The sequence below is a fragment of the Pseudomonas sp. EA_65y_Pfl1_P113 genome (assembly GCF_963970525.1).
GTDB lineage: Bacteria > Pseudomonadota > Gammaproteobacteria > Pseudomonadales > Pseudomonadaceae > Aquipseudomonas > Aquipseudomonas tritici.
This window is the reverse complement of record NZ_CAXAQM010000016.1, coordinates 75515-99669: the sequence shown is the minus strand read 5'-3', so window position 1 is coordinate 99669 and position 24155 is coordinate 75515. Positions and strand designations below refer to the sequence as shown.

At 55.5% G+C, this 24155-nt stretch carries 22 protein-coding genes; 2 read left to right on the top strand and 20 right to left on the bottom strand.

Annotated features, from left to right (window positions below):
* Nucleotides 1–8: 8 nt before the first annotated feature.
* The 20 genes from AACY52_RS16445 to mnmG form a co-directional block, all read right to left on the bottom strand.
* Complete coding sequence (locus AACY52_RS16445) at nucleotides 9–1481, bottom strand: TnsD family Tn7-like transposition protein (RefSeq protein WP_339418539.1); 1473 nt, start codon at nucleotides 1479–1481, stop codon at nucleotides 9–11.
* 24 nt (nucleotides 1482–1505) lie between these two features.
* Nucleotides 1506–2951: an ATP-binding protein gene (locus AACY52_RS16440; protein ID WP_130184093.1), complete on the bottom strand. Its 1446-nt coding sequence runs from the start codon at nucleotides 2949–2951 to the stop codon at nucleotides 1506–1508.
* The gene (locus AACY52_RS16435) at nucleotides 2944–5115 is read right to left on the bottom strand and encodes a Mu transposase C-terminal domain-containing protein (protein WP_130184092.1); all 2172 of its coding nucleotides are present in this window, start codon (nucleotides 5113–5115) and stop codon (nucleotides 2944–2946) included. Before AACY52_RS16435 ends, AACY52_RS16440 begins: the two co-directional genes overlap by 8 nt.
* Nucleotides 5108–6007 carry a TnsA endonuclease N-terminal domain-containing protein gene (locus tag AACY52_RS16430; RefSeq protein WP_370468029.1) on the bottom strand — a complete coding sequence of 300 codons (900 nt, stop codon included), beginning with the start codon at nucleotides 6005–6007 and terminating at the stop codon, nucleotides 5108–5110. Before AACY52_RS16430 ends, AACY52_RS16435 begins: the two co-directional genes overlap by 8 nt.
* 266 nt (nucleotides 6008–6273) lie before the next feature.
* Nucleotides 6274–8106 carry a glutamine--fructose-6-phosphate transaminase (isomerizing) gene (glmS, locus tag AACY52_RS16425; RefSeq protein ID WP_339418536.1) on the bottom strand — a complete coding sequence of 611 codons (1833 nt, stop codon included), beginning with the start codon at nucleotides 8104–8106 and terminating at the stop codon, nucleotides 6274–6276.
* Nucleotides 8107–8116: 10 nt separating this feature from the next.
* Nucleotides 8117–8884: a DeoR family transcriptional regulator gene (locus tag AACY52_RS16420; protein ID WP_314562196.1), complete on the bottom strand. Its 768-nt coding sequence runs from the start codon at nucleotides 8882–8884 to the stop codon at nucleotides 8117–8119.
* A gap of 227 nt (nucleotides 8885–9111) precedes the next feature.
* A complete protein-coding gene (gene glmU / locus AACY52_RS16415) occupies nucleotides 9112–10479 on the bottom strand; it encodes a bifunctional UDP-N-acetylglucosamine diphosphorylase/glucosamine-1-phosphate N-acetyltransferase GlmU (RefSeq protein WP_339418533.1) in 1368 nt (455 codons plus the stop codon).
* A gap of 123 nt (nucleotides 10480–10602) precedes the next feature.
* Nucleotides 10603–11019 (bottom strand): F0F1 ATP synthase subunit epsilon, encoded by a 417-nt coding sequence (locus AACY52_RS16410; RefSeq protein ID WP_003195825.1) that lies wholly within the window; start codon nucleotides 11017–11019, stop codon nucleotides 10603–10605.
* A 44-nt stretch (nucleotides 11020–11063) separates the two neighbouring features.
* Nucleotides 11064–12440, bottom strand: a complete 1377-nt coding sequence (gene atpD / locus AACY52_RS16405) for a F0F1 ATP synthase subunit beta (RefSeq protein WP_003233564.1) — start codon at nucleotides 12438–12440, stop codon at nucleotides 11064–11066.
* 27 nt (nucleotides 12441–12467) lie between these two features.
* The gene (gene atpG / locus AACY52_RS16400; protein WP_028618578.1) at nucleotides 12468–13328 is read right to left on the bottom strand and encodes a F0F1 ATP synthase subunit gamma; all 861 of its coding nucleotides are present in this window, start codon (nucleotides 13326–13328) and stop codon (nucleotides 12468–12470) included.
* Between the two features lie 50 nt (nucleotides 13329–13378).
* Nucleotides 13379–14923: a F0F1 ATP synthase subunit alpha gene (gene atpA / locus AACY52_RS16395; RefSeq protein WP_003195831.1), complete on the bottom strand. Its 1545-nt coding sequence runs from the start codon at nucleotides 14921–14923 to the stop codon at nucleotides 13379–13381.
* A gap of 21 nt (nucleotides 14924–14944) precedes the next feature.
* Nucleotides 14945–15481 (bottom strand): F0F1 ATP synthase subunit delta, encoded by a 537-nt coding sequence (locus AACY52_RS16390; protein ID WP_049710821.1) that lies wholly within the window; start codon nucleotides 15479–15481, stop codon nucleotides 14945–14947.
* Nucleotides 15482–15493: 12 nt separating this feature from the next.
* On the bottom strand, nucleotides 15494–15964 hold the full coding sequence (locus tag AACY52_RS16385; protein WP_008439543.1) for a F0F1 ATP synthase subunit B: 471 nt from the start codon (nucleotides 15962–15964) through the stop codon (nucleotides 15494–15496).
* Nucleotides 15965–16019: 55 nt separating this feature from the next.
* The gene (atpE, locus tag AACY52_RS16380) at nucleotides 16020–16277 is read right to left on the bottom strand and encodes a F0F1 ATP synthase subunit C (protein WP_002555987.1); all 258 of its coding nucleotides are present in this window, start codon (nucleotides 16275–16277) and stop codon (nucleotides 16020–16022) included.
* 133 nt (nucleotides 16278–16410) lie between these two features.
* Nucleotides 16411–17280 (bottom strand): F0F1 ATP synthase subunit A, encoded by an 870-nt coding sequence (gene atpB, locus AACY52_RS16375; RefSeq protein WP_049710820.1) that lies wholly within the window; start codon nucleotides 17278–17280, stop codon nucleotides 16411–16413.
* Between the two features lie 16 nt (nucleotides 17281–17296).
* Entirely contained in the window at nucleotides 17297–17704 is a 408-nt protein-coding gene (locus tag AACY52_RS16370) for a F0F1 ATP synthase subunit I (RefSeq protein WP_003177069.1), read from the bottom strand.
* Nucleotides 17705–17852: 148 nt separating this feature from the next.
* Nucleotides 17853–18725 carry a ParB/RepB/Spo0J family partition protein gene (locus AACY52_RS16365; RefSeq protein WP_339418531.1) on the bottom strand — a complete coding sequence of 291 codons (873 nt, stop codon included), beginning with the start codon at nucleotides 18723–18725 and terminating at the stop codon, nucleotides 17853–17855.
* Nucleotides 18726–18734: 9 nt separating this feature from the next.
* Nucleotides 18735–19532 (bottom strand): ParA family protein, encoded by a 798-nt coding sequence (locus tag AACY52_RS16360; RefSeq protein ID WP_339418530.1) that lies wholly within the window; start codon nucleotides 19530–19532, stop codon nucleotides 18735–18737.
* 18 nt (nucleotides 19533–19550) lie between these two features.
* Nucleotides 19551–20195, bottom strand: coding sequence for a 16S rRNA (guanine(527)-N(7))-methyltransferase RsmG (gene rsmG, locus AACY52_RS16355; RefSeq protein WP_339418528.1), 645 nt, complete (start codon nucleotides 20193–20195; stop codon nucleotides 19551–19553).
* Nucleotides 20192–22084: a tRNA uridine-5-carboxymethylaminomethyl(34) synthesis enzyme MnmG gene (gene mnmG, locus AACY52_RS16350; RefSeq protein WP_339418526.1), complete on the bottom strand. Its 1893-nt coding sequence runs from the start codon at nucleotides 22082–22084 to the stop codon at nucleotides 20192–20194. Before mnmG ends, rsmG begins: the two co-directional genes overlap by 4 nt.
* A 563-nt stretch (nucleotides 22085–22647) precedes the next feature.
* On the opposite strand from mnmG, the gene AACY52_RS16345 reads away from it, so the two are divergent.
* Both AACY52_RS16345 and AACY52_RS16340 read left to right on the top strand, forming a co-directional pair.
* Nucleotides 22648–23154, top strand: coding sequence for a sigma-70 family RNA polymerase sigma factor (locus AACY52_RS16345; protein WP_339497225.1), 507 nt, complete (start codon nucleotides 22648–22650; stop codon nucleotides 23152–23154).
* Nucleotides 23154–24098, top strand: coding sequence for a FecR domain-containing protein (locus tag AACY52_RS16340; protein ID WP_339560621.1), 945 nt, complete (start codon nucleotides 23154–23156; stop codon nucleotides 24096–24098). Before AACY52_RS16345 ends, AACY52_RS16340 begins: the two co-directional genes overlap by 1 nt.
* Nucleotides 24099–24155: the final 57 nt, after the last annotated feature.

Genomic DNA, 24155 nt, shown 5'->3' with positions numbered 1-24155 from the left:
CGAGAAATTCAAACGTGAGAGAGAATGTGTAGCACCTCCTCAACAGTAACATGAGGCACCCTGATTCCGGCACACCGGTATACAACGCTAACAGAGCTTTGCTCAGGTAGAAGATAACGCCTCACCGCCCAGTTGATTTTACGAATTTGATAGTCATGGTTCGATTCAAGCATATCCGTCATCAGAAAGGTGCTGATAGGAAATTTATTAGGTATTTTCAAAAACTCACGGCTACGAGCAACTTTCCTCCCCAAAGCCGCGCGGTTAATCTTTTGGGGCTTTTCTTGTGTAGAAAGAATCTGGTCCCTCGCTATTAGCAGCTCTCGAGCAAGAGCCAGGTCCCTCGCATCCCAATCGACTAATTCTGGCCTTGATCGGGTGAAAGGATGCGCAGACACGTACTCGGCTAACCATCCTCTATCATGACGGTACAGCCACATATAGCCAGGCTTTTCATGGCATTTCATGCTGAGGCTGCTTGAGAAAGCTGCCCGACGCGCCTGGACTTCGGCGTGATCAAAAGTGGCACCTGGGTCATCGCCTTTACGTGCTTCTTTGTTGCAAGTATGAGCTTGAGCATCGAAAGCTCTGAGCTGCTCAAGGTCTGCCTTAAGGAGCCAACAAAGAAAGTAAAATTTCAAAGGCTGTATGACCCTCTGTCGGGGGCGCAAGACTGTAAATACCCAGTCACAGGAGTGGCAGATCTCTTGAAACTCATTAGCGAGAGGGTTAAGTAAAAGAGTCGAATTCAAAAAAGCCCGTAAAGCCTGCTCTCTAATCCTGCCGGACTTGAGAAATCCCATCTCCTCCAACCGGTGTCCCAAGAAGTTACCAGCCAGGAGCCTCTGCATATCCGTAGGATGATTGAGAGCCCAGAACTGCATCTCACTTACGATATCAACTGCAGATGCGGCAGGAGTCTCCATGATCTGCGAACCTACTGCCTCTCCCGGAAGCAGCATGCAACGCCAATCGGCTCCATTCGGAAATGTAATCGCGCGGAGTGCCTTCCCATGAAGGGGGCAAACACAACTGCCCATCGCTTGGTGAATACGGTGCCAGTAGGCCGAGCCGCAATTGCGACGGTCTTCAGTAACGCAGCTTTCGCAATACCGGAAGGACGCATGCTTGAGGAAACCTGACGCTGTGAGGCCTAAGCTCATCTTCAGACCAGTTCCGGAATCACCAGCCATCGCGATTCGCGCGGCACTGCGCTTCGCTTCACTCAAAAAAGGTTCGTAGAGAGGGAAAAGCGTAAAATTATTAATTAGCTCGTGCACCGAATATGCCCAGGCTAACTCCTTAGATAAGGTTCCCAAGCAGCATGGCAGGATTGAGCCGCAAGTCCGAGAGTACACGCCAAATAAATCCTGGCTTGTCCGACGATAACTGTGGTTTGCCGATAGTCTGTGATAGCGCACCGCTAGGCTGTAGAGCAACTCATCGGGAAACGGCTGAGGAAAACAATGCAAGCGCTCCATTGACTTGGGCTCCCGCGATTCATATCACCAGGCAGAGTCCGGATCCACCCAGCCACGCTGTTTAAGTTGCGCCTCCACATCATCGCCTTTAGAAAAGTGGGCGCTTGGGAGTTTCTCGTTGGCAACTGGAACTACTGGCTTACGGACCGACTGCACAGCCTGTATTTCAATATGCTCGACGGGTGCAATCGCTGCTTGGGCAATGAGAGAAAGGTGAGTTCTATCGGCACGGCGCGCCAGATCGTAATTCATCATCTGCGCGATCTGGTCCTTTGTAGGCATCATGTCCTCGAAATCAGCGATCTGCAATGGGTCACCGCTCCGGAGTGCCTCAACGGGCTTATGGAGGAGCCTCATCTGATTGTCGTACACCTGCTGAAGTAACGCTGGTGAGATAGAGTCGATGCCCTCCCAGATTGCGTGACGCTGAGAAAGCATTAGGAGTTTGGCTAAAAAGTCAGTGTTTCCTTGGGTGAGATCGTAGATTTTGGAAAGCAGCCGCCCCGTCAACGGGGCGGGATTTTTGGTCCAGTCGTAAGCCCAGAGTTGGGACACCAAGTGCGCCCAAAATGGATCATCCTCGGAGAATCTGTCAAAAGCGATCGGCCCCATTCCCGCCGCACGGCGAGCATTTCGTAATACACCCGAAAACAGCGGAAGCATTGCATTTGTGCCGACATAGACCAGTGGGACGCCCGCGTCATTCGATAGTGTCACGAAGAAATTGAGCAGCTTTTCACGATCCTGGCCGCCTCGAGACGAGCAAAGGTGCTGCATTTCATCAATGATAAGCGCGCCAATAGAAAAGGTTTTGCACAGTTGACTGATGTTTTGAAGCATGACACTGATGCTGCGACCAGTAGAGCCTCTGCTGGAATATTTCTCGACGCCTAATGCCGCATCCAACGAAGAGAAGAAAGCCGCACAAAACCCCCGTAACGAGCCATCGTGCGGACATTCGATCTTGAGCCACACCACCTGCGTCTCAATGAATATCTGCTCCTTGTATTTACTATGGCTGATCACCTGTGGATAAAGTTTGGCAATGGCGTTGAGTGCGGTCGTTTTGCCCATTCCGCTCAACCCGATCAGGGTCATTGTTTCTGCGGTGGACATAAATCCGTGCCCTTTGATTTCCGCAGAAGAAGGCAATCGGTGCCTTACGGTGGACGCATGCAAAGGATTGCGTCCGGTGTACCCGTACCGAATCAACTGACTGAACAAATCCTCCAGTCGCAGGTGGATTTCAAATGGTACGACGACGTCCTTCAGCCTGTTAATCCCATGGCCACGAAGTTTCGGGTCCATCGCCCTTTCCGTCTCATTAGGCCGTGCAGGGGTGTTTCCGATGCGTCTGACGACATCAACATCCGACAGAATCTTGGGGAGGCACTCAATCAGGGGATTACCATCGTATTGAGGCATGCCAGTCGAGACGTACTCAGCAGGCGCAAAACTGAAGTCACTCATGATTGGCCTCGTTATCCGCGTTGATCACCAGTTTCAGAAAAGCAGCGCTCCTGCCCGAAACAGGTTTCTCGACTACTGGATTTGAAATTTCAACTGCGTCTGGCGAGTTATTTACAAGTCGGAGTTGATTTAGATCAGCGGTATGCAAGTCACGCTCATTCTGAGTTTCTGTGGCACGCTTCGAACGCTTGTCACGCTTAAACTCAGCGTCTGATTCTGGGTTGCCTTGGGCCCTCCGTTTAGCTTTCGCCCGGTTAAGGATTTCCTCCTGACGACTCTGGAGGAGTGCTCCAGTGGCAGCATCTTCATATCGGGCGTCAGGCGAGACTTGGTTCAAAATCTTGATCATATCGAGGACCTCCTCCATCCGAAGCCCAGCATACTTAGCACGGTGCTGCGGTACGATGGTCAACGGCTCGAAACCGGCCTCAGATTTGATCCAGCAATTCTCGATCGAGTTTGGATCGTAAAAAACCCTGACGTACCTGGTTTTGAAATTGTGAGAGCGTTCCAACCACTCTGAACGGATAGCCGTTTCACACGTGTACTGCACGCCTTGAAAACTGATACCGCCTCGGCCGATGCGACACTCCTGCGAGGGCAACAACGCAATCTTCAGCTCCGCAGGCGACACGACTTTCGAATTCAGAAGATTGTTTGCCATAGACCAGTTCCACATAGCTATCGGAGTGGGCTCTACTTCCGCAGCGATCATCTCCCGGCTCAGAAGATGAGGGACGCGAAGGCTCTTGTTGTGAGCCAGAACACCGACGATGACCATTTCAGTAAACTCATCGATATCGAAGATGGCGTCCAGCTGGTAGTCACGATCACCACGCTCCATTTTGCGAGCATCTACGCCGCCCGGGGAAAATTTCAAGTCCAGCTTTTCGTTGATCAGGCGAAACCGGCTCTCAATGATACTTTTCCAGTCCGGCCGAAACGGTGGCAAAATCTTGAGGACCGTACCTAAGGTCTTTGTCATCGTCTCCCCAGCTTCACTGAGCAGCTCGGCTCGATCTGCGACAATTTCAACTGGCAGGTGGGCGCACGGCCAGTCACCCTCATCAATCTCAATGTTGTAGCGCTTGCAAAAATCTTTCTTGGCAGTGCAGGCGTTGTAGATGGCATGCCTAGCGCCATTCCAACTGGGTCCCTCAAGACCGACATGAACGCCTACAATCATCCTGGTGAACGTATCGACCACTACATACAACACTGGCCTGCCAATAAGCCACAGCCGATTGACTCGATGGACCAGATATACATCAGCAATGGTCGAGTCGATTTCGTACCGATGGCCGGCACCGACCAAACCCTCCGAGGCAGACCCGACTAGCGGACGATGGTCTTTGTTGTAACGGATTGCACCGCCACGAGTCTTCAACCTATAGAGTTCATCAAAAAACAGTTTTCCATGATGATTCAGTTGGTGGATGGAGGGATAGCTGCCGCGTATCAGGTTTCCTTTTGAACCATCGGACTTGATCGACCTATAAAATTTATCGAGCATCCATTCATGCGCTCTCTTTAGGCTGCCACACCTGCCACTGGCAACGCGACCATAAGCCAGGCGGATATGCCCCATGTGTCGCGCTTCGAGCAAAATTGCGCCACCATCGTCCACTACTACGCCACGATATTTAAGCGGTCGGCCAGGAACTATACCGGAGGCACGGTTTTTTGATTTCCCAGGCCCTCCACATGCACTTGTATTCCATAAAAAAGCGTTACGTGTCTGCCCCATGCTCCAATACCGATAAAGCAGGCGATAAATTTGTTTTCGGTCTACCCCCATCACCAGCGCATGATTAGCAACGAGAGCTCCAAAGTTAGACGTTAAAATATCGAGTGGAACCTGACCCTCCACTAAACCACGTACCAGTCCCCAATTCTTTTCCCTGCTTATTTTTTCATTCTCTCCAATCTCATCATCGCTTCGAAGCAGATGCATGGGCACCATTTCAAGATTGAGCACCGCCGCACCATTATTTATCTCTTCAACTAAAAGCGACCTTTCAACGCGCCAAGGCTTAGATGGATTCGTTCCCAATTCAATAACTAAAACAAAATCATCCCTTATGCCTAAAACCCTAACTGGTTTCTTCAGAAGCCCAGAGCTCTCACCTGGAGAAACAATACTGTTAACGCCCAGACTAAGCATGGCGGGGTACCTCAATTTTTGGTGTAACGGAAAAGGACGACTCACTAACCCAGACGCGCAAAGGCTCGGATAAGCTTATCAACCTAGTAGTTAGGTCCGTCTTAAGCCTACCCGTCCATAAAAGATGATGGAACAGCCGCTTAACACCCATATATTCGATAAAAATTGACCTTGAAGCTTTTTCTAACAGTGCTTTTAAGGGCAATTGATCAGTCGCACATCCAGCTATATATTCTAACAGGCTATTGACATTCTTATCCGTAGGCAAAGAAGGATTGATATGTGCATAACTTCTAAGAATAGTTAAGTTTTTTATTTTTATTTGCGAAAGATTTTCATGGAAAACAAGTTTCCATTCTACCTTCCTCATAGCCCAGTACTTTGCTTCGATTTCAAGCTTTTCTGCCATCCGATTCCGCTCCCTGATACCGGCTTCCTCAAACTCCTTTCGATACTTTACAGAACGCGCGGCCAGCCTTTCTTCGCCCTCTGAATCTATGAAAGTGATAAGAAAGTCTGTAGTCATAACGACAGGGACCTGAGTACCCGGGTAGACAGGGTGACGGAAGTTCAGACTCGAAGCGATCGCTTGAGTTTCAGCTTGTGTTAAAAGCGGAAATTGCTCGCGAACGTCGATGATAGAGGGATCCTGCTCAAGGATCAGATGATAGTCACGCTCAGCGTTGGATAGCAGGTGATGGCTGCGATGGAATTTCACTCCCGGCACAAGGTGAGACACGCCCCTCGATTGTATATCCCAAATCTTGATCCAGGGTTCATAGGATTCTCTTACGCCGGAGCCACGGCCTGATTTGATTTTTCTATCAATCTTCCGCTGAGTCATCAGTCTGGATGCAGCAGGTTTTCTTGGTGCAACGGGCGCAGATGTCATTTCACGAGTCGCTCATTGTTAGGCGACCCCCTCGATCAGAACGGCACAGGGCATGTGGCGTGGGGAACTCATGAGCGGGTTTAGCCAGGACAGAAGTGACAGTGGCGAGGTAGATAATGAGCCGTTATTCCTGAACCTGCCACTACCCCGGCAAAAGCGCCGGGATAGAGCCTTGTGACACACTTTAACGACTTGTGACAACCTTTATTATTGTGTGACAACCTTTATTCTTTGGAAACAGAAGGGCGCTCAAGGCGCGTGCCGTATTACTCCACCGTCACCGACTTCGCCAGGTTGCGCGGCTGGTCAACGTCAGTGCCCTTGAGCACGGCGACGTAGTAAGACAGCAGTTGCAGCGGGATGGTGTAGAGAATCGGCGACAGGGTGTCGTTGATGTGCGGCATGTTGATGACGTGAGTGCCTTCACCATTGGTCATGCCTGCTTTCTCGTCGGCGAATACCACCAACTGGCCGCCACGGGCACGTACTTCCTGCAGGTTGGACTTGAGCTTTTCCAGCAGTTCGTTGTTTGGCGCGACCGTGACGACTGGCATGTCGTCATCCACCAGGGCCAATGGACCGTGCTTGAGCTCGCCGGCCGGGTAGGCTTCGGCGTGGATGTACGAGATTTCCTTGAGTTTGAGCGAGCCTTCCATTGCCACCGGGTATTGCGCGCCACGGCCGAGGAACAGGGTGTGGTTTTTGTCGGCGAACAGCTCGGCGACTTTTTCCACGATACTGTCCATGGCCAGGGCCTCACCCAGGCGGGTTGGCAGGCGGCGCAGTTCTTCGACCAGGGTGGCTTCAACACCTGCGGCGAGGGTGCCACGTACTTGGCCCAGGGACAGGGTGAGCAACAACAGGCCGACCAGCTGGGTGGTGAAGGCTTTGGTGGAGGCCACGCCGATTTCGCGACCGGCCTGGGTCAGCAGGGTCAGGTCGGATTCGCGCACCAGGGAACTGATGCTGACGTTGCAGATCGCCAGGCTGGCGAGGAAGCCCAGCTCCTTGGCGTTACGCAAGGCGGCCAAGGTATCGGCGGTTTCTCCCGACTGCGAGATGGTCACGAACAGGGTGTCAGGCTGGACCACAACTTTGCGGTAGCGGAACTCGCTGGCCACTTCGACCTGGCATGGGATGCCGGCCAGTTCTTCCAGCCAGTAACGGGCAACCATGCCGGCGTGGTAGCTGGTGCCGCAAGCCACGATCTGCACATTGCGCACTTTGGCGAACAACTCGGCGGCTTGTGGGCCAAAGGCGTTGACCAACACTTGCTTGTCGCCCAGACGACCCTCCAGGGTGCGCTGCACCACGGCCGGTTGCTCGTGGATTTCCTTGAGCATGAAGTGGCGGTATTCGCCTTTGTCGGCGGCTTCGGCGCCGTCGCGGTATTGCACAGCTTCACGCTCGACAGACTGACCGTTAACGTCCCAGATCTGCACGCTTTCACGGCGGATGTCGGCAATATCGCCTTCTTCCAGGTACATGAAGCGGTCGGTGACCTGGCGCAGGGCCAACTGGTCGGAGGCGAGGAAGTTTTCCCCCAGCCCCAGGCCGATCACCAACGGGCTGCCACTGCGGGCGGCAACCACGCGATCGGGCTGGGTGGCGCTGACCACGGCCAGACCGTATGCGCCGTGCAGTTCTTTTACGGTGGCTTTGAGGGCGACCGTCAGGTCGCCCAGGTCTTTGAGCTTGTGATTCAGCAGGTGGGCGATGACTTCGGTGTCGGTGTCCGACGTGAATACGTAGCCCAGGCCCTTGAGTTGCTCACGCAGCACTTCATGGTTTTCGATGATGCCGTTGTGCACCACCGCCAGGTCGCCGGAAAAGTGTGGGTGGGCGTTGCGTTCGCACGGCGCACCGTGGGTAGCCCAACGGGTGTGGGCGATGCCCAGACGGCCAACCAACGGCTCACCGGCCAGGGCTTGCTCCAGTTCACTGACCTTGCCCGGGCGACGCATGCGCTCAAGCTTGCCGGCGTTGGAGAAGACGGCCACACCGGCGCTGTCGTAGCCACGGTATTCCAGGCGTTTGAGGCCTTCGAGCAGGATGGGAGTGATGTTGCGTTCAGCGACTGCGCCTACGATGCCACACATGGTGTTTCTCCTAGATGATTGCCGCGCATATAAGCGTAATGCCGCGGGCTTGGATCTGGTCGCGGGCCTCAAGCGGCAGGCGATCATCGGTGATAAGGGTATGGACGCTGCTCCAGGGCAGTTCCAGGTTGGGAATCTTGCGACCGATCTTGTCGGATTCGACCATCACCACCACTTCACGGGCGACCTCGGCCATTACGCGGCTAAGGCCCAGCAGTTCGTTGAAGGTGGTGGTACCGCGCTGCAGATCGATGCCGTCGGCGCCGATAAACAGTTGATCAAAATCATAGGAACGCAGCACTTGCTCGGCGACCTGGCCTTGGAACGAGTCCGAATGCGGGTCCCAGGTGCCGCCGGTCATCAACAGCACCGGCTCGTGCTCCAGCTCGCTCAAGGCGCGGGCCACGTGCAGGGAGTTGGTCATCACCACCAGGCCTGGCTGGTGGCCCAGTTCGGGGATCATCGCGGCGGTGGTGCTGCCGCTGTCGATGATGATGCGCGCGTGTTCGCGCAGGCGCATCACGGCGGCACGGGCGATGGCGCGCTTGTAGATCGAGATGGGTTGGGCGGCGTCGCCGACCAGTTCCTGGGGCATGGTAATTGCGCCACCGTAACGGCGTAGCAGCAGGCCGTTGCTTTCGAGGGCAGCCAAGTCCTTGCGGATGGTCACTTCCGACGTTTCGAAACGCTTGGCCAATTCGTCCACGCTGACTTCGCCCTGTTCATTGAGCAAGGTCAGGATGTTGTGGCGCCGTTGAGGGGTATTTCGTTTCGACATGGTGATGGTAAGTTTCGTTTCGAAAGATAACGAAGGCAATCAAAACCTATTGGCGAAACGTCGTCAAGTGGGGCGTACACAATTTTTAGATCAACACAAAACCAATGTGGGAGCGGGCTTGCTTGCGAATGCGGAGTGTCAGTCACGGGAGATGTTGACTGAACGACCGCATTCGCGAGCAAGCCCGCGCACATTGGATATTTATCGCTGATCAGCGTGTGGATAACTCAGGTCTTTTTGATTTTGACCGGGCGTTTCCAGCCATCAATGTTGCGCTGGCGGGCACGTGCGACAGCCAGTTGGGACTTATCCACATCCTGGTTGATGGTTGAGCCCGCGGCTGTGCTGGCGCCATCGTCGAGGGTAACCGGAGCGACCAACGAATTATTTGAACCGATAAATACATCCGCACCAATGCTGGTCTGGTGCTTATTGGCGCCATCGTAGTTGCAGGTGATGGTGCCGGCACCGATGTTAGTTCGCGCACCTACGGTGGCATCACCTAAGTAGGTCAGGTGTCCGACTTTGGCTTCGTCGTCCAACTTGGCGTTTTTCAATTCAACAAAGTTACCCACATGGGCTTTAACTCCCAATACGCTTCCTGGACGTAACCGCGCAAACGGCCCAGCATCGCTGCCCTCGCCCATCAAAGCGCCGTCGATATGGCTGTTGGCCTTGACCACCGCGCCTTTGCGCAGGGTGCTGTCCTTGATCACGCAGTTCGGGCCAATCACCACCTCGTCTTCGATGATCACTCGGCCTTCGAGGATCACGTTGATGTCGATCAGCACGTCACGGCCGACAGTGACTTCGCCACGCACATCAAAGCGCGCCGGGTCGCGCAGGGTCACACCCTGGGCCATCAGGCGGCGGCCTTCGCGCAGTTGATAGTGACGTTCAAGCTCTGCAAGCTGCTTGCGGTCATTGGCGCCCTGCACTTCCATCGGGTCGTGGGGCTGTTCGGTAGCCACCAGCAGGCCATCGCTCACGGCCATCTCGATGACGTCGGTGAGGTAGTACTCGCCCTGGGCGTTGTTGTTCGACAGACGGCTCATCCAGTCGGCGAGCTTATTGGCAGGGACCGCCAGAATCCCGGTATTGCCTTCGGTAATGGCGCGCTGAGTTTCGCTGGCATCCTTGTGCTCAACGATAGCCGCGACCTTACCGTCGGCATTGCGCACGATGCGCCCGTAGCCGGTAGGGTCATCCAGTTCAACGGTCAGCAGACCCATCTGGCCTGGCACGACATGCTTGAGCAGGCGTTGCAGGGTTTCCACTTCAATCAACGGTACGTCGCCGTACAGGATCAGCACGGTGTCGGCACTGATGAAGGGCACGGCTTGTGCGGTGGCATGGCCGGTGCCGAGTTGTTTGTCCTGCAAAACGAAATTCAGGTCATCCGCGGCCAGGCGTTCACGGACCACATCGGCACCGTGGCCAATCACCACGTGGATGCGTTGCGGGTCGAGTTGCCGGGCGCTGTGGATAACATGGCCAAGCATGGAATTGCCGGCCACCGGGTGCAGCACTTTGGGCAAGGCCGAACGCATACGGGTGCCCTGGCCAGCGGCGAGAATGACGATTTCAAGAGACATGAGTGGCTACCAATCCTGGGCGGTCCGACTTCAGACCAGAGAAGTGTTTTGCAAAAAAAGAAAAAGGGTAGCCGAGGCTACCCTTTTTAATCAATCGCGCATAAAGCATGACGGCATGGCCGCTTACTTCTTGCGGATCTGCTGGAGCGTGCGCAGCTGAGCTGCAGCCTCGGCCAGACGTACAGCAGCAGCGCTGTAGTCGAAGTCGGCACCCTTTTCGTTCAGGGCCTTCTCGGCAGCCTTGACGGCTTCCTGAGCGGAGGCTTCATCCAGGTCGCCAGCACGTTGCACGGTGTCGGCAAGTACCTTGACCATGTTCGGCTGAACCTCGAGGAAACCACCGGAGATGTAAAACACCTCACGTTCCCCGCCTTGCTTGGTCAGCGTGATCGGACCTGGTTTCAAGCTTGTGATCAGCGGGGCATGACCCATGGCGATACCAAGATCACCCAGGTCGCCGTGCGCTGTAACAAACTCGACCAGACCGGAGAAAATTTCCCCTTCCGCGCTGACGATATCGCAATGGACTGTCATAGCCATCTGATTGCCTCAACCTGATGAGCGCCCGTTTCCGGGCGCCTGGATTACAGTTTCTTGGCTTTCTCGATCGCTTCTTCGATGCCGCCGACCATGTAGAACGCTTGTTCTGGCAGGTGGTCGTAGTCACCGTTGAGGATGCCTTTGAAGCCAGCAATGGTGTCTTTCAGGGAAACGTATTTACCCGAAGCACCGGTGAAGACTTCAGCCACGAAGAACGGCTGCGACAAGAAGCGTTGGATCTTACGAGCACGGTTTACCAACTGCTTATCGGTTTCCGACAGCTCGTCCATACCCAGGATCGCAATGATGTCCTTCAGTTCTTTGTAACGCTGCAGCACGTACTGAACGCCGCGAGCGGTATCGTAGTGCTCCTGGCCGATCACGTTCGGGTCCAGCTGGCGCGAAGTCGAGTCGAGTGGATCGACCGCTGGGTAGATACCCAGGGAAGCGATGTCACGGGACAGAACGACGGTGGCGTCCAAGTGGGCGAAGGTGGTCGCAGGCGACGGGTCGGTCAAGTCATCCGCAGGTACGTATACCGCTTGGATCGAAGTGATCGAACCTTCCTTGGTCGAAGTGATACGTTCTTGCAGAACGCCCATCTCTTCAGCCAGGGTCGGCTGGTAGCCTACTGCGGAAGGCATACGGCCCAGCAGTGCGGATACTTCAGTACCGGCCAAGGTGTAACGGTAGATGTTGTCGACGAACAGCAGAACGTCGTTACCTTCGTCACGGAACTTCTCGGCCATGGTCAGGCCAGTCAGTGCTACGCGCAGACGGTTACCCGGCGGCTCGTTCATCTGACCGTAAACCAGTGCCACTTTGTCCAGAACGTTGGAGTCCTTCATCTCGTGGTAGAAGTCGTTACCCTCACGGGTACGCTCACCCACACCGGCGAACACGGAATAACCGCTGTGCTCGATGGCGATGTTACGGATCAGTTCCATCATGTTTACGGTCTTGCCTACACCGGCACCACCGAACAGACCGACTTTACCGCCTTTGGCGAACGGGCAAACCAGGTCGATAACCTTGATGCCGGTTTCCAGCAGGTCGTTGCCGCCAGCTTGTTCGGCGAACGAAGGTGCTGGACGGTGAATGCCCCAACGCTCTTCGGTGTCGATCGGGCCAGCTTCGTCAATCGGGTTGCCCAGTACGTCCATGATCCGGCCCAGGGTCGCTTTACCGACCGGTACGGAGATGGCTGCGCCAGAGTCGATTACGTCCAGACCGCGCTTCAAGCCTTCGGTGGAACCCATCGCAATGGTACGAACTACGCCGTCGCCCAGCTGCTGCTGAACTTCCAGAGTAGTTTCCGCGCCTTGTACTTTCAGCGCGTTGTAGATGCTCGGTACGCTGTCGCGTGGAAATTCCACGTCGATAACGGCGCCGATGATTTGAACGATACGTCCGCTACTCATAGCTGGATCCTCTGAATATTTGAACCGTTAAACCGCGGCAGCGCCGCCGACGATTTCCGAGATCTCTTGGGTGATCGCAGCCTGACGCGCCTTGTTGTAGATCAGCTGCAAATCGCTGATCAGATCACCGGCGTTATCGGTAGCGTTTTTCATCGCGATCATCCGCGCTGCTTGTTCAGCTGCGTTGTTCTCGACCACCGCCTGGTACACCTGCGACTCCACGTAGCGCACCATCAAGCCGTCAAGCAGCTCTTTGGCGTCTGGTTCGTAGAGGTAGTCCCAGTGGTGCTTGAGTTCCTGATCCGGAGTCGCCACCAGTGGAATCAATTGCTCCACGGTTGGCTGCTGGGTCATGGTGTTGATGAACTTGTTGGATACCACGGAGAGGCGGTCAATCCGGCCTTCCAGGTATGCATCCAGCATCACCTTCACACTGCCGATCAAATCATTGATCGACGGCTCTTCACCCAGGTGGCTGATAGCTGCAACGACGTTACCGCCGAAGTTGCGGAAAAAGGCCGCACCCTTGCTACCAACAACACACAGATCGATCTCGACGCCGTTTTCGCGGTTTACCGCCATGTCCTTGACCAGGGCCTTGAACAGGTTGGTATTCAGACCACCGCACAAACCACGGTCACTGCTCACAACCACATAACCGACGCGCTTGACTTCACGCTCGATCATGAATGGGTGGCGGTATTCCGGGTTGGCGTTGGCCAAATGCCCAATTACCTGGCGGATACGCTCCGCATAAGGACGGCTAGCAGCCATACGCATTTGTGCCTTGCGCATTTTGCTGACCGCCACTTTTTCCATGGCGCTGGTAATCTTTTGCGTGCTTTTGATGCTCGCAATCTTACTGCGAATCTCTTTTGCGCCTGCCATGTAACACCTATCAGGTTAGCAAGCGGGAGCCTTGCGGCTCCCGCTGCGGCTTACCAGGTTTGGGTGGCCTTGAACTTCTCGATACCGGCTTTCATGCCAGCGTCGATATCGTCATTGAAGTCACCCTTCACGTTGATCTTCGCCATCAATTCGGCGTGATCGCGGTTGAAGTAAGCAATCAGCGCTTGTTCAAAGCTGCCAACTTTGGCGATTTCAACGTCGGTCAGGAACCCACGCTCAGCGGCATACAGCGACAACGCCATGTCAGCGATCGACATTGGGGCGTATTGCTTCTGCTTCATCAGCTCGGTAACGCGCTGACCATGCTCAAGTTGCTTACGGGTCGCTTCGTCCAGGTCAGAAGCGAACTGGGCGAATGCCGCCAGTTCACGGTACTGAGCCAGAGCGGTACGGATACCACCGGAGAGCTTCTTGATGATCTTGGTCTGAGCGGCACCACCCACACGGGATACCGAAACACCGGCGTTCACAGCAGGACGGATCCCGGAGTTGAACATGGCCGATTCCAGGAAGATCTGACCGTCGGTGATGGAAATCACGTTGGTCGGAACGAACGCGGAAACGTCGCCAGCCTGGGTTTCGATGATCGGCAGTGCGGTCAGGGAACCGGTTTTGCCGGTCACTGCGCCGTTGGTGAACTTCTCTACGTATTCTTCCGAAACGCGGGATGCACGCTCCAGCAGACGGGAGTGGAGATAGAACACGTCGCCTGGGTAAGCTTCACGGCCTGGTGGACGGCGCAGCAGCAGGGAAATCTGGCGGTAAGCCACTGCTTGCTTGGACAGATCGTCATAAACGATCAGCGCGTCTTCACCGCGGTCGCGGAAGAATTCACCCATGGTGCAACCGGAGTACGGTGCCAGGAATTGCAGCGCAGGAGATTCCGAAGCACTGGCAGCCACGATGATCGTGTTGGCCAGGGCGCCGTTTTCTTCCAGCTTGCGAACCACGTTGGCGATGGTCGATTGCTTCTGACCGATCGCTACGTAGACGCAGAAAATGCCGCTGTCTTTCTGGTTGATGATCGCGTCGATGGCCAGAGCGGTTTTACCGATCTGACGGTCACCGATGATCAGCTCACGCTGGCCACGGCCGACTGGGATCATGGCATCGACAGCCTTGTAGCCAGTCTGTACAGGCTGGTCTACCGACTTACGCCAGATCACGCCTGGAGCAACTTTCTCGACCGCGTCGGTCTCGGTGTTGCCCAGTGGACCTTTACCGTCAACAGGGTTACCCAGTGCGTCGACTACGCGACCCAGCAGTTCCTTACCCACCGGAACTTCCAGGATGCGGCCTGTGCACTTGGCGCTCATGCCTTCAGCCAGACTGGTGTACGCGCCCAATACAACGGCACCTACGGAGTCTTGCTCCAGGTTGAGGGCCATACCGTAGACGCCGCCCGGAAACTCGATCATCTCGCCGTACATTACGTCGGCCAGACCGTGAATCCGCACGATGCCGTCAGATACGCTGACGACAGTGCCTTCGTTACGGGCTTGGGAGGTCACATCGAGCTTGTCGATGCGGCCCTTGATAATTTCACTTATTTCGGAAGGATTGAGTTGCTGCATTGCTCTGCTGCCCCTTCAAACTCAAGATTTCAATGCTTCGGCAAGATTCGCGAGTTTGCCGCGAATCGAACCATCGATAACCAGGTCGCCGGCGCGAATGATGACACCACCAATCAGGGTGGCATCCTCCGCAACTTGCAGGCGCACTTCCCGGTCGAGTCGTGCACTGAGAACCTTGGCGAGTTTGTCTTGCTGTTCTTGGTTCAATGCGAAAGCACTGGTCACTTCAACGTCTACCGACTTCTCTTGCTCGGCCTTGTACAGGTCGAACAGAGCGGCAATCTCCGGCAAAAGCAGGAGACGGTCGTTTTCGGCAACGACGTGCAAGAAGTTCTGCACTTTCACATCAAACTTGTCGCCGCACACGTCAATAAACGTGGCGGCCTTGTCTGCGCTCGTCAGTCGCGGGGCCTTGAGCACGCGCTGCATTGTGTCGTCTTGCGACACTGCTGCAGCCAGGCCGAGCATGGCTGACCAAGAGGCCAGCTGCTGGTGGGCCTGGGCGTGCTCGAAGGCTGCCTTAGCGTAAGGTCGGGCCAACGTGGTCAATTCTGCCATGATCGCCCTCGCTTAAATTTCAGCAGCCAGTTTGTTAACCAGCTCCGCGTGCGCGTTTTGATCGATTGTGGCGCCCAGGATCTTCTCAGCACCGCCGACGGCCAGAGCACCCAGTTGGGCACGCAGCGCATCTTTGACACCGTTCAGTTCCTGCTCGATCTCGGCCTGAGCCTGAACCTTCACACGGTCAGCGTCGATACGGGCTTTTTCAACAGCCTCTTCAACAATCTGGTTACCGCGTTTCTTGGCTTGCTCAATGATCTCGGCTGCTTGGGCTTTCGCTTCGCGCAGTTGCTGACCCGCTTTATCTTGGGCCAACTCCAGGTCGCGAGCTGCTCGGGCTGCAGCGTCCAGTCCATCCGCGATCTTCTTCTGACGTTCGTGCAGAGCTGCGATGACCGGAGGCCATACGAACTTCATGCAGAAAACGACAAAAATCAAGAACGCTAAGGACTGACCAATAATGGTTGCATTAATGTTCACGCCAATACCTCGCTCATTCGTTGCACAACACACCAATCACTCGAAAAACGAGTGATTAACCGGCGAGTTGACCAACGAAAGGGTTCGCGAAGGTGAAGAACAGAGCGATACCAACACCGATCATGGTCACGGCGTCGAGCAGGCCGGCGACGATGAACATTTTAACTTGCAGCATTGGAACCATTTCTGGTTGACGCGCGGCGCCTTCCAGGAATTTGCCGCCCAGCAGGCCGAAACCAATGGCAGTACCCAGGGCGCCCAGGCCGATCAACAGTGCAACAGCGATAGCGGTTAGACCAACTACAGTTTCCATCTTTCCTCCCGACTTTTACGTCGTATGGTTTAGGTTTTTTAGATTTTAAAGCGGTAAAACAAATCGTTTCATAGCCCTGGTGGGCCACCTTCCCGTTTCACCGGGAAGGACATCAGACTAGTCGAGACTGGCCTTAATGGTTCTCTTCGTGCGCCATCGATAGGTAGACGATGGTCAGCATCATGAAGATGAAGGCCTGCAGGGTGATGATCAGGATGTGGAACACAGCCCACGCCCACTGCAGAACGATGCCCAGGCCGCTAAGCCAGAGCAGGCCGCTGCCGAACATCACAGCGATCAGAATGAACACCAACTCGCCGGCATACATGTTGCCGAACAGTCGCAGAGCCAGGGAAATCGGCTTGGCGATCAGGGTCACGAATTCCAGCAGGAAGTTCACCGGGATCAGCAGGGCTTGAACAAAGATGTTCTTGCTGCCGAACGGGTGCAGGGTCAGTTCGCCGATGAAGCCGCCGATGCCCTTGATCTTGATGCTGTAGAAAATGATCAGCGCGAACACCGACAGGGCCATGCCCAGGGTAGCGTTCGGGTCAGTGGTCGATACCGCGCGAAATGGGATGTGCGGATCGCCCGAGATCAGGATGGCCAACTGAGGAATCCAGTCAACCGGGATCAGGTCGACGGCGTTCATCAGGAACACCCAGACGAAGATGGTCAGTGCCAACGGTGCAATCACCGGGCTACGACCATGGAAGCTGTCTTTCACGCTGCCATCGACGAATTCGACCAATACTTCAACGAAGTTCTGCAAAGCACCTGGCTGACCGGAAGTTGCCTTCTTTGCCGCCATGCGGAAAATCAGAACGAAGATCAGACCCAATGCGACCGACCAGCCCAGAGTATCCAGGTGGAAAGCCCAGAAACCCATTTCTTTGGCTTCTGCTGCGGAGTGGGCAAAGCCCCAGCCGCCATTAGGAAGCTGACCGAAGGTCAGGTTCTGCAAGTGGTGCTGGATATAGCCCGAAGCGGTTGTTTCTGCCATGGTTGCCTCAAACGCCCTAAGGTTTCGAAAGTCTTGTTTTCATTAGCAGGGGAGCGAACCAGCTGACCAGTTGGGTCAACACGAAGACGCCGAATACAGCCAGCGGCGCCAATGGCTTCACACCTGCAAAGGTCAGTGCAAACAGCACTGCCGTCAAAATCAGTTTCCCCGCCTCGCCAGCATAAAAAGACCGGACGATAGCCTGGGCTGCTCGGGCGCCGGAAAACCGAAAGGCCCTGTGAGCAAAATACATATTGGGCAGCAAGGCTATCAGGCCTCCGCAGAGTCCTGAATATCCGGCTACGACTCCATGCCCGTACCAAAGCGCCAAAGCGGCGATCAGTAAAATCACGAATTGAGCCAATAAAACCGGAAAAACGGCCAAGCGATGGAACGGCAACGTGTTTGGCGTGCGGGTTTCCATCACTTTTGCTCCTCAATGGTCGGCTGCCGGAAATCAATAACTTGGCATAATTTGTGCCGACAAAATGCGCGCAGAGTATAGGGGCGGTTCAGCCCCTATTCAACTGCCGGGTAGTGATTTCCGATCGCGCGCTACATGAGCAAATGTTTCAGCGGATGTGAGCAAGAACACCCTGAAGCTCATCCAGCGAGTTATACCCGATAACCAGTTGCCCTTTGCCCTTCTTGCCGTGACGAATTTGCACCGAAGAGCCTAGCCGCTCGGCCAGGCGCTGCTCAAGACGCGCGATATCCGGATCAGGTTTGGCCGTTTCGACCGGTGCAGGTTTGCCGCTGAGCCACTGTCGAACCAGCGCCTCGGTCTGACGAACGGTGAGCCCGCGTGCGACAACGTGTCGCGCCCCCTCAACCTGTTGATTTTCCGGCAAACCGAGCAAGGCACGCGCGTGGCCCATCTCAAGGTCGCCATGGGACAACATGGTCTTGATGACTTCCGGCAATGCGATCAGGCGCAGCAAGTTGGACACGGTCACGCGGGACTTACCCACCGCGTCCGCGACTTGTTGCTGGGTCAACTGGAATTCCTGCTGCAGACGCTGCAAAGCGATCGCTTCTTCGATCGGGTTGAGGTCTTCACGCTGGATGTTCTCGATCAACGCCATGGCGATAGCGGTTTCATCCGGCACATCGCGCACCATCGCCGGGATGGTTTCCTTGCCTGCCTGCTGGCTCGCGCGCCAGCGGCGTTCACCGGCGATGATTTCAAAACGGCCGTCACCAATCGGGCGCACCACGATTGGCTGCATCACGCCCTGGGATTTGATCGAATTAGCCAACTCCTCTAGCGCCTGGGGGTCCATGTCCCGGCGTGGCTGGTATTTGCCGCGCTGGATCAGGTCCAGGGGCAGGTGTTGCAGCTCGCGCTCGTCGGCCTGCACCGCTTGTTCTTCAAGCGATGTGACGGTCGGACCACTCAGCAGTGCATCCAGTCCACGTCCGAGACCTCGTTTCTTGACGGCCATGGGGATTCCTTAAGTTGGCTGGGCTGCAGCTGTGCGTGAGTTGCGGCGTTGGCGACGAACCATCTCGCCGGCCAGTGCCAGGTAAGCAATGGCACCGCGCGACGTTTTGTCATAGGCCAACGCGGGCATGCCATAGCTTGGCGCTTCGGCCAGGCGGATGTTGCGTGGAATCACGGTGTCGTACAACTGCTCGCCGAAGTGTTCCTTGAGCTGCGCGGACACATCGTTCATGAGGCTCAGGCGCGGATCGTACATCGTGCGCAGCAAGCCTTCGATCTGCAGGTTCGGGTTGAGCAACTCGGCGATACGCTTGATGTTATCCACAAGGTCGCTCAAACCTTCCAGTGCGAAGTATTCGCACTGCATGGGGATAATCACCCCATCGGCGGCCACCAACGCGTTGAGCGTGAGCATCGAAAGCGACGGTGGGCAGTCAATCAAAATGTAGTCGTAGTTATCGCGGATCGGCGCCAAGGCGCTGCGCAGACGGCTTTCTTTCATCTGCATTTCAAGCAGCACCACTTCCGCCGCGGTCAAATCGCGGTTCGCCGGCAGCAGTTGATAACCGCCGTGTTCGGAGTAGTGCATGGCCTGGCCCAGGTCGCACTCGCCAATCAGCAAGTCGTAGACTGAGTTCTCCAGGCCGTGTTTATCCACACCGCTACCCATTGTGGCGTTGCCCTGTGGATCGAGATCGATCAACAGCACCCGGCGCTTGGTTGCGACCAGGGATGCTGCGAGGTTGATACAGGTGGTGGTTTTACCCACGCCACCTTTCTGGTTCGCTATCGCGAATACCTTAGCCATTCTTGCTTGTGTTCCCAATCATGCCGTGCGGCGCAGTATCAGCAGATGGCGTTGGCCTTGGCAACCGGGTACGGCCAAGGCGTGTTCGCCATCGAGGTGGAAGTCTGCCGGCAATGCTAACAGCTCGTCGCTGGGATGAACGCCCTTCATTGCCAACCAGCGCGTGTCACGGTCGCCAAGGTGGCGGGTCCAGTTACTGAAGTTCTCCATGCTGCTGAACGCCCTGGAAACAATTCCGTTGAAGGGCTGCTCAGGCGTGAAGTCTTCGACGCGGCTGTGGATAACCTGCAGGTTGTCCAGTTTGAGTTCAAGTTTGACCTGGGTCAGGAAGCGGGTTTTCTTGCCGTTGCTGTCAAGGCAGGTCACTTGCGACTCTGGAAACAGGATGGCTAGCGGGATGCCAGGCATGCCGCCGCCACTGCCCACGTCCAACCAGCGACCGTTTTCGATGAATGGCATCACGCTCAAGCTATCGAGCAAGTGACGCGAAACCATTTCATCAGGATCACGCACGGCAGTCAGGTTGTAAGCCTTGTTCCACTTGATCAACAGGGCCAGGTAGCCCAGCAGCAATTCGTGCTGGGCCGGGGTCAGGTCGATGCTCAACTGGAGCGCACCTGTGGATAACTCTTCGGCGTGTTGCGAGGTAACAGACGAACTCAAGCGCTTTGCTCCAACTGACGGCCCGCGCCGCGTTTTTTCAAATGAATCATCAACAGCGAAATGGCTGCCGGGGTGACACCGGGGATACGTGACGCCTGCCCCAAGGTTTCTGGCCGAGTTATCCCCAGCTTGCTTTGAATTTCTTTCGACAGCCCGGAAATCCCGGTGTAGTCGATATCCACAGGTAGCTTGGTGTTTTCACTGGCGCGCAGCCGAGCGATCTCGTCCTGCTGGCGGTCAATGTAACCGGCGTATTTGGTCTTGATTTCGACCTGCTCGGCAACCTGCGGGTCTTGCGCGCCTTGGCCAGTCACTTCGACCAAGCCTGCGTAGTCGATTTCCGGGCGCGATAGCAGGTTCAGCAAGTTGTATTCGTGGGTCAGCGGCGTGCCGAATTTTTCGGCGATCGCGTCGCCCTGCTCGGTGCCCGGGCGAACCCAAGTGCTTTTCAAGCGCTGCTCTTCAAGCGTAATGCTTTCGCGTTTTTTGCAGAAAGACTCCCAGCGTGCATCATCGACCAGGCCCAGCTCACGGCCTTTTTCGGTCAGGCGCAGGTCGGCGTTGTCTTCGCGCAGGATCAATCGGTATTCCGCCCGGGAAGTGAACATTCGGTACGGTTCCTGGGTACCCAGGGTAATCAGGTCGTCGACCAATACGCCGATGTACGCCTCATCGCGGCGCGGGCACCAGCTGTCTTTGCCTTGCGCGCGCAGTGCCGCGTTTGTCCCGGCCAGCAAACCTTGGGCGCCGGCTTCTTCGTAACCGGTGGTGCCGTTGATTTGCCCGGCGAAAAACAAACCGCCGATGACTTTGGTTTCCAGGCTGTACTTCAGGTCACGCGGGTCGAAGTAGTCGTACTCGATGGCGTAGCCCGGACGCACGATGTGTGCGTTTTCCATACCGCGAATCGACTGCACTATCTGGATCTGTACGTCGAATGGCAGTGAGGTGGAAATCCCGTTCGGGTAAAGCTCGTGAGTGGTCAAGCCTTCGGGCTCGATGAAGACCTGGTGGCTTTCCTTGTCGGCAAAGCGGTGGATCTTGTCTTCAATAGACGGGCAATAACGCGGGCCGATGCCTTCGATCACCCCGGAATACATCGGCGAACGGTCGAGGTTCGCCGCGATGATTTCGTGGGTGCGCGCATTGGTGTGGGTGATCCAGCAGCTGACCTGTTTGGGGTGCTGTTCTTTAGAGCCCATGAACGACATGACAGGGATCGGTGTATCGCCGGCTTGCTCGGTCATCACCGAGAAATCCACCGAACGCCCGTCGATACGCGGCGGTGTCCCGGTTTTCAAACGGCCGACGCGCAGCGGCAATTCACGCAGGCGTTTAGCCAGTGCGATCGAGGGTGGGTCACCCGCACGACCGCCGGAATAGTTCTGCATACCGATGTGGATAAGTCCGCCGAGGAACGTACCGGTGGTCAACACCACGGATTCTGCGTGAAAACGCAGGCCCATCTGCGTGACAACACCGCGTACCTGGTCTTGCTCGACGATCAGGTCATCCGCTGCCTGCTGAAATATCCACAGGTTCGGCTGGTTTTCCAGGGTTTCGCGTACGGCCGCCTTGTACAGGATGCGGTCGGCTTGAGCCCGGGTAGCGCGTACGGCCGGGCCTTTGCGGCTGTTGAGCACGCGAAATTGAATGCCACCTTTGTCAGTAGCCATGGCCATCACGCCCCCAAGGGCGTCGATTTCCTTGACCAGATGGCTTTTACCGATCCCACCAATGGCGGGGTTACAGCTCATGGCGCCGAGGGTTTCCACGTTATGCGTCAACAACAGGGTTTTGACACCCATGCGTGCTGACGCCAGTGCTGCCTCGGTACCGGCATGACCGCCGCCGATGACGATCACTTCAAAACGGGAAGGGAAATCCACCACGCACCTCGTGCCTGCTTATGTAGGTAATCAGGAATTGTCTGTTGAAAGAGATTGGAGCAATGCCGGCAAGTATAGGGACTTAGCCCTTGCTAAAGAACCCTTTGCACAAAATTTAACCAGCTGTGGATGAATCACAGACAATAGAAATTAAAAGAGAGAGATTTATTAAATCTTTGTTTTTATGTTTATTTCTACTGAGCACCTTTTCTGTGGATAGATCTCTATAAGCCTTTATTTACAGTATGTACAGAGATTCAAAAGTCTGTGGTCATGTGCCAGTGAGGCCCTTGGATAAGCGGCTTAAGCCTGTGGATTAAACAGGTGGTTATCCACAGGCAAGTTTTTACTCAGGTTTCAGGCCTGGTTATCAACTGGGCACAAGGGCGGTTATTCACAGGGCTTAATCCACAGAAATCGGAGCAACAGTTTGAATTTCGCCCATACGGAGGCCAACCCAATCCTCAAATTCGTTGGTAAGCGCAGAAAGTAGAGATCTATTGTGAGAACACCGCAGAGCAGTTAATAATAGCGATTATCATTAACCTACTTCGTCATGCCCTATGTCCCCTTCTTCACACACGGTTGCAGTCCAGCACGTCTATGAGCAGCACCATTCCTGGTTGCACGGGTGGCTCAAAGGGAAGTTGCATAACGCGTGCGATGCCGCCGATGTGGCGCACGATACGTTCGTGCGGATACTAGGCGGACGGCATGCGTCGCAGATCGTTGAACCACGGGACTATCTGGCGACCATCGCCAGGGGCCTAGTGATTGATCGTTATCGCCGGCACGCCATCGAACAGGCCTACAGACAAACACTGGCTGAACGGCCTGAAGCCACCGCCATCAGTGAAGAAGACAAGGCCATCATCATCGAGACGCTGGTGGCTGTGGATAAAGCCCTGTCCAGACTCGGCGAGCGGGCGCGGCGGATTTTCATGTTGTCGCAGATCGAGGGGCTGACTTATCAACAGATCGCCAATCAACTGCAGGTGTCACTGACGACAGTGAAGAAGCACATGATCCGGGCATTGACTGAGTGTTCGCTGATCATGGCCAGCTTGTAATGGCTATTCCCGATCGCAAGACCTTCGAGTCCGCAGCCCGTTGGTATGTGCAATTTCAATCCCAACCGGCTACACCCGCAGAACGCCAGGCCTGGCAGCAATGGCTTAACGATGATCCGGCCCATCAGGCGGCCTGGAACCAGATAGAACAGTTACAGCGCAGTCTTGGCGCCCTGCCCCAGGATTTAACCCGCCGTGCATTGTCGACCACGCAGCAACGTCGCCAGGTACTGAAGTGGATGTTGGTGTTGGGCGGTACCGGGTACTTGGGCTGGAATGTTCAGCCACACACGTCTCTGGGCTATGTATTGGCCGACTACAGGACCTCCGTGGGTGAACGCCGGCGTATCGAATTGGCCGATGGCACGCGGCTTGATCTCAACACCGGCACGGCGATTGATGTGGTGTTCGACGGGCGTCAGCGTTTGATCCGCCTGCGCGAAGGTGAAGTACTTATCCACACGGGAAAATTCGGCGGGCACACGCCCTTTTATGTCGAAACCCGCCAAGGGCGAGTCCAGGCATTAGGTACCCGATTTACCGTGCGCCAGCTGTCGGACACCACACGTGTCGGAGTTCTAGAGGATCGCGTGAGCGTGTCGCCAGGTGACCAGCCCAATCACGGCCGATTGCTCGGAGCAGGTGAAAGCGCTGACTTTGATCGCCAAAACGTAGGGCCAAACAGTGCGTATCGCGGCTCCCAGGCTGCCTGGGTGGATGGCCAGTTGATCGTATTGGATGCTCGGCTCGGGGATGTACTCGACGAGCTCGCGCGTTATCGACCCGGCGTATTGCAATGCGACCTGGCTTCGGCACGTCTGCGCGTTTCCGGTACTTTTCGCCTGGATTCAACGGAAGCGGTACTGGCCAATCTGCAAGCGACCTTGCCGATCAAAGTGAAGTATTTCACTCGCTATTGGGTTTCGGTGAAGCGAATCGGCTAACGGGAAAAATTATCCGTAAGGGGGTTATCTTTTTTTTGCCTGGCGCGGCCCTTCAGG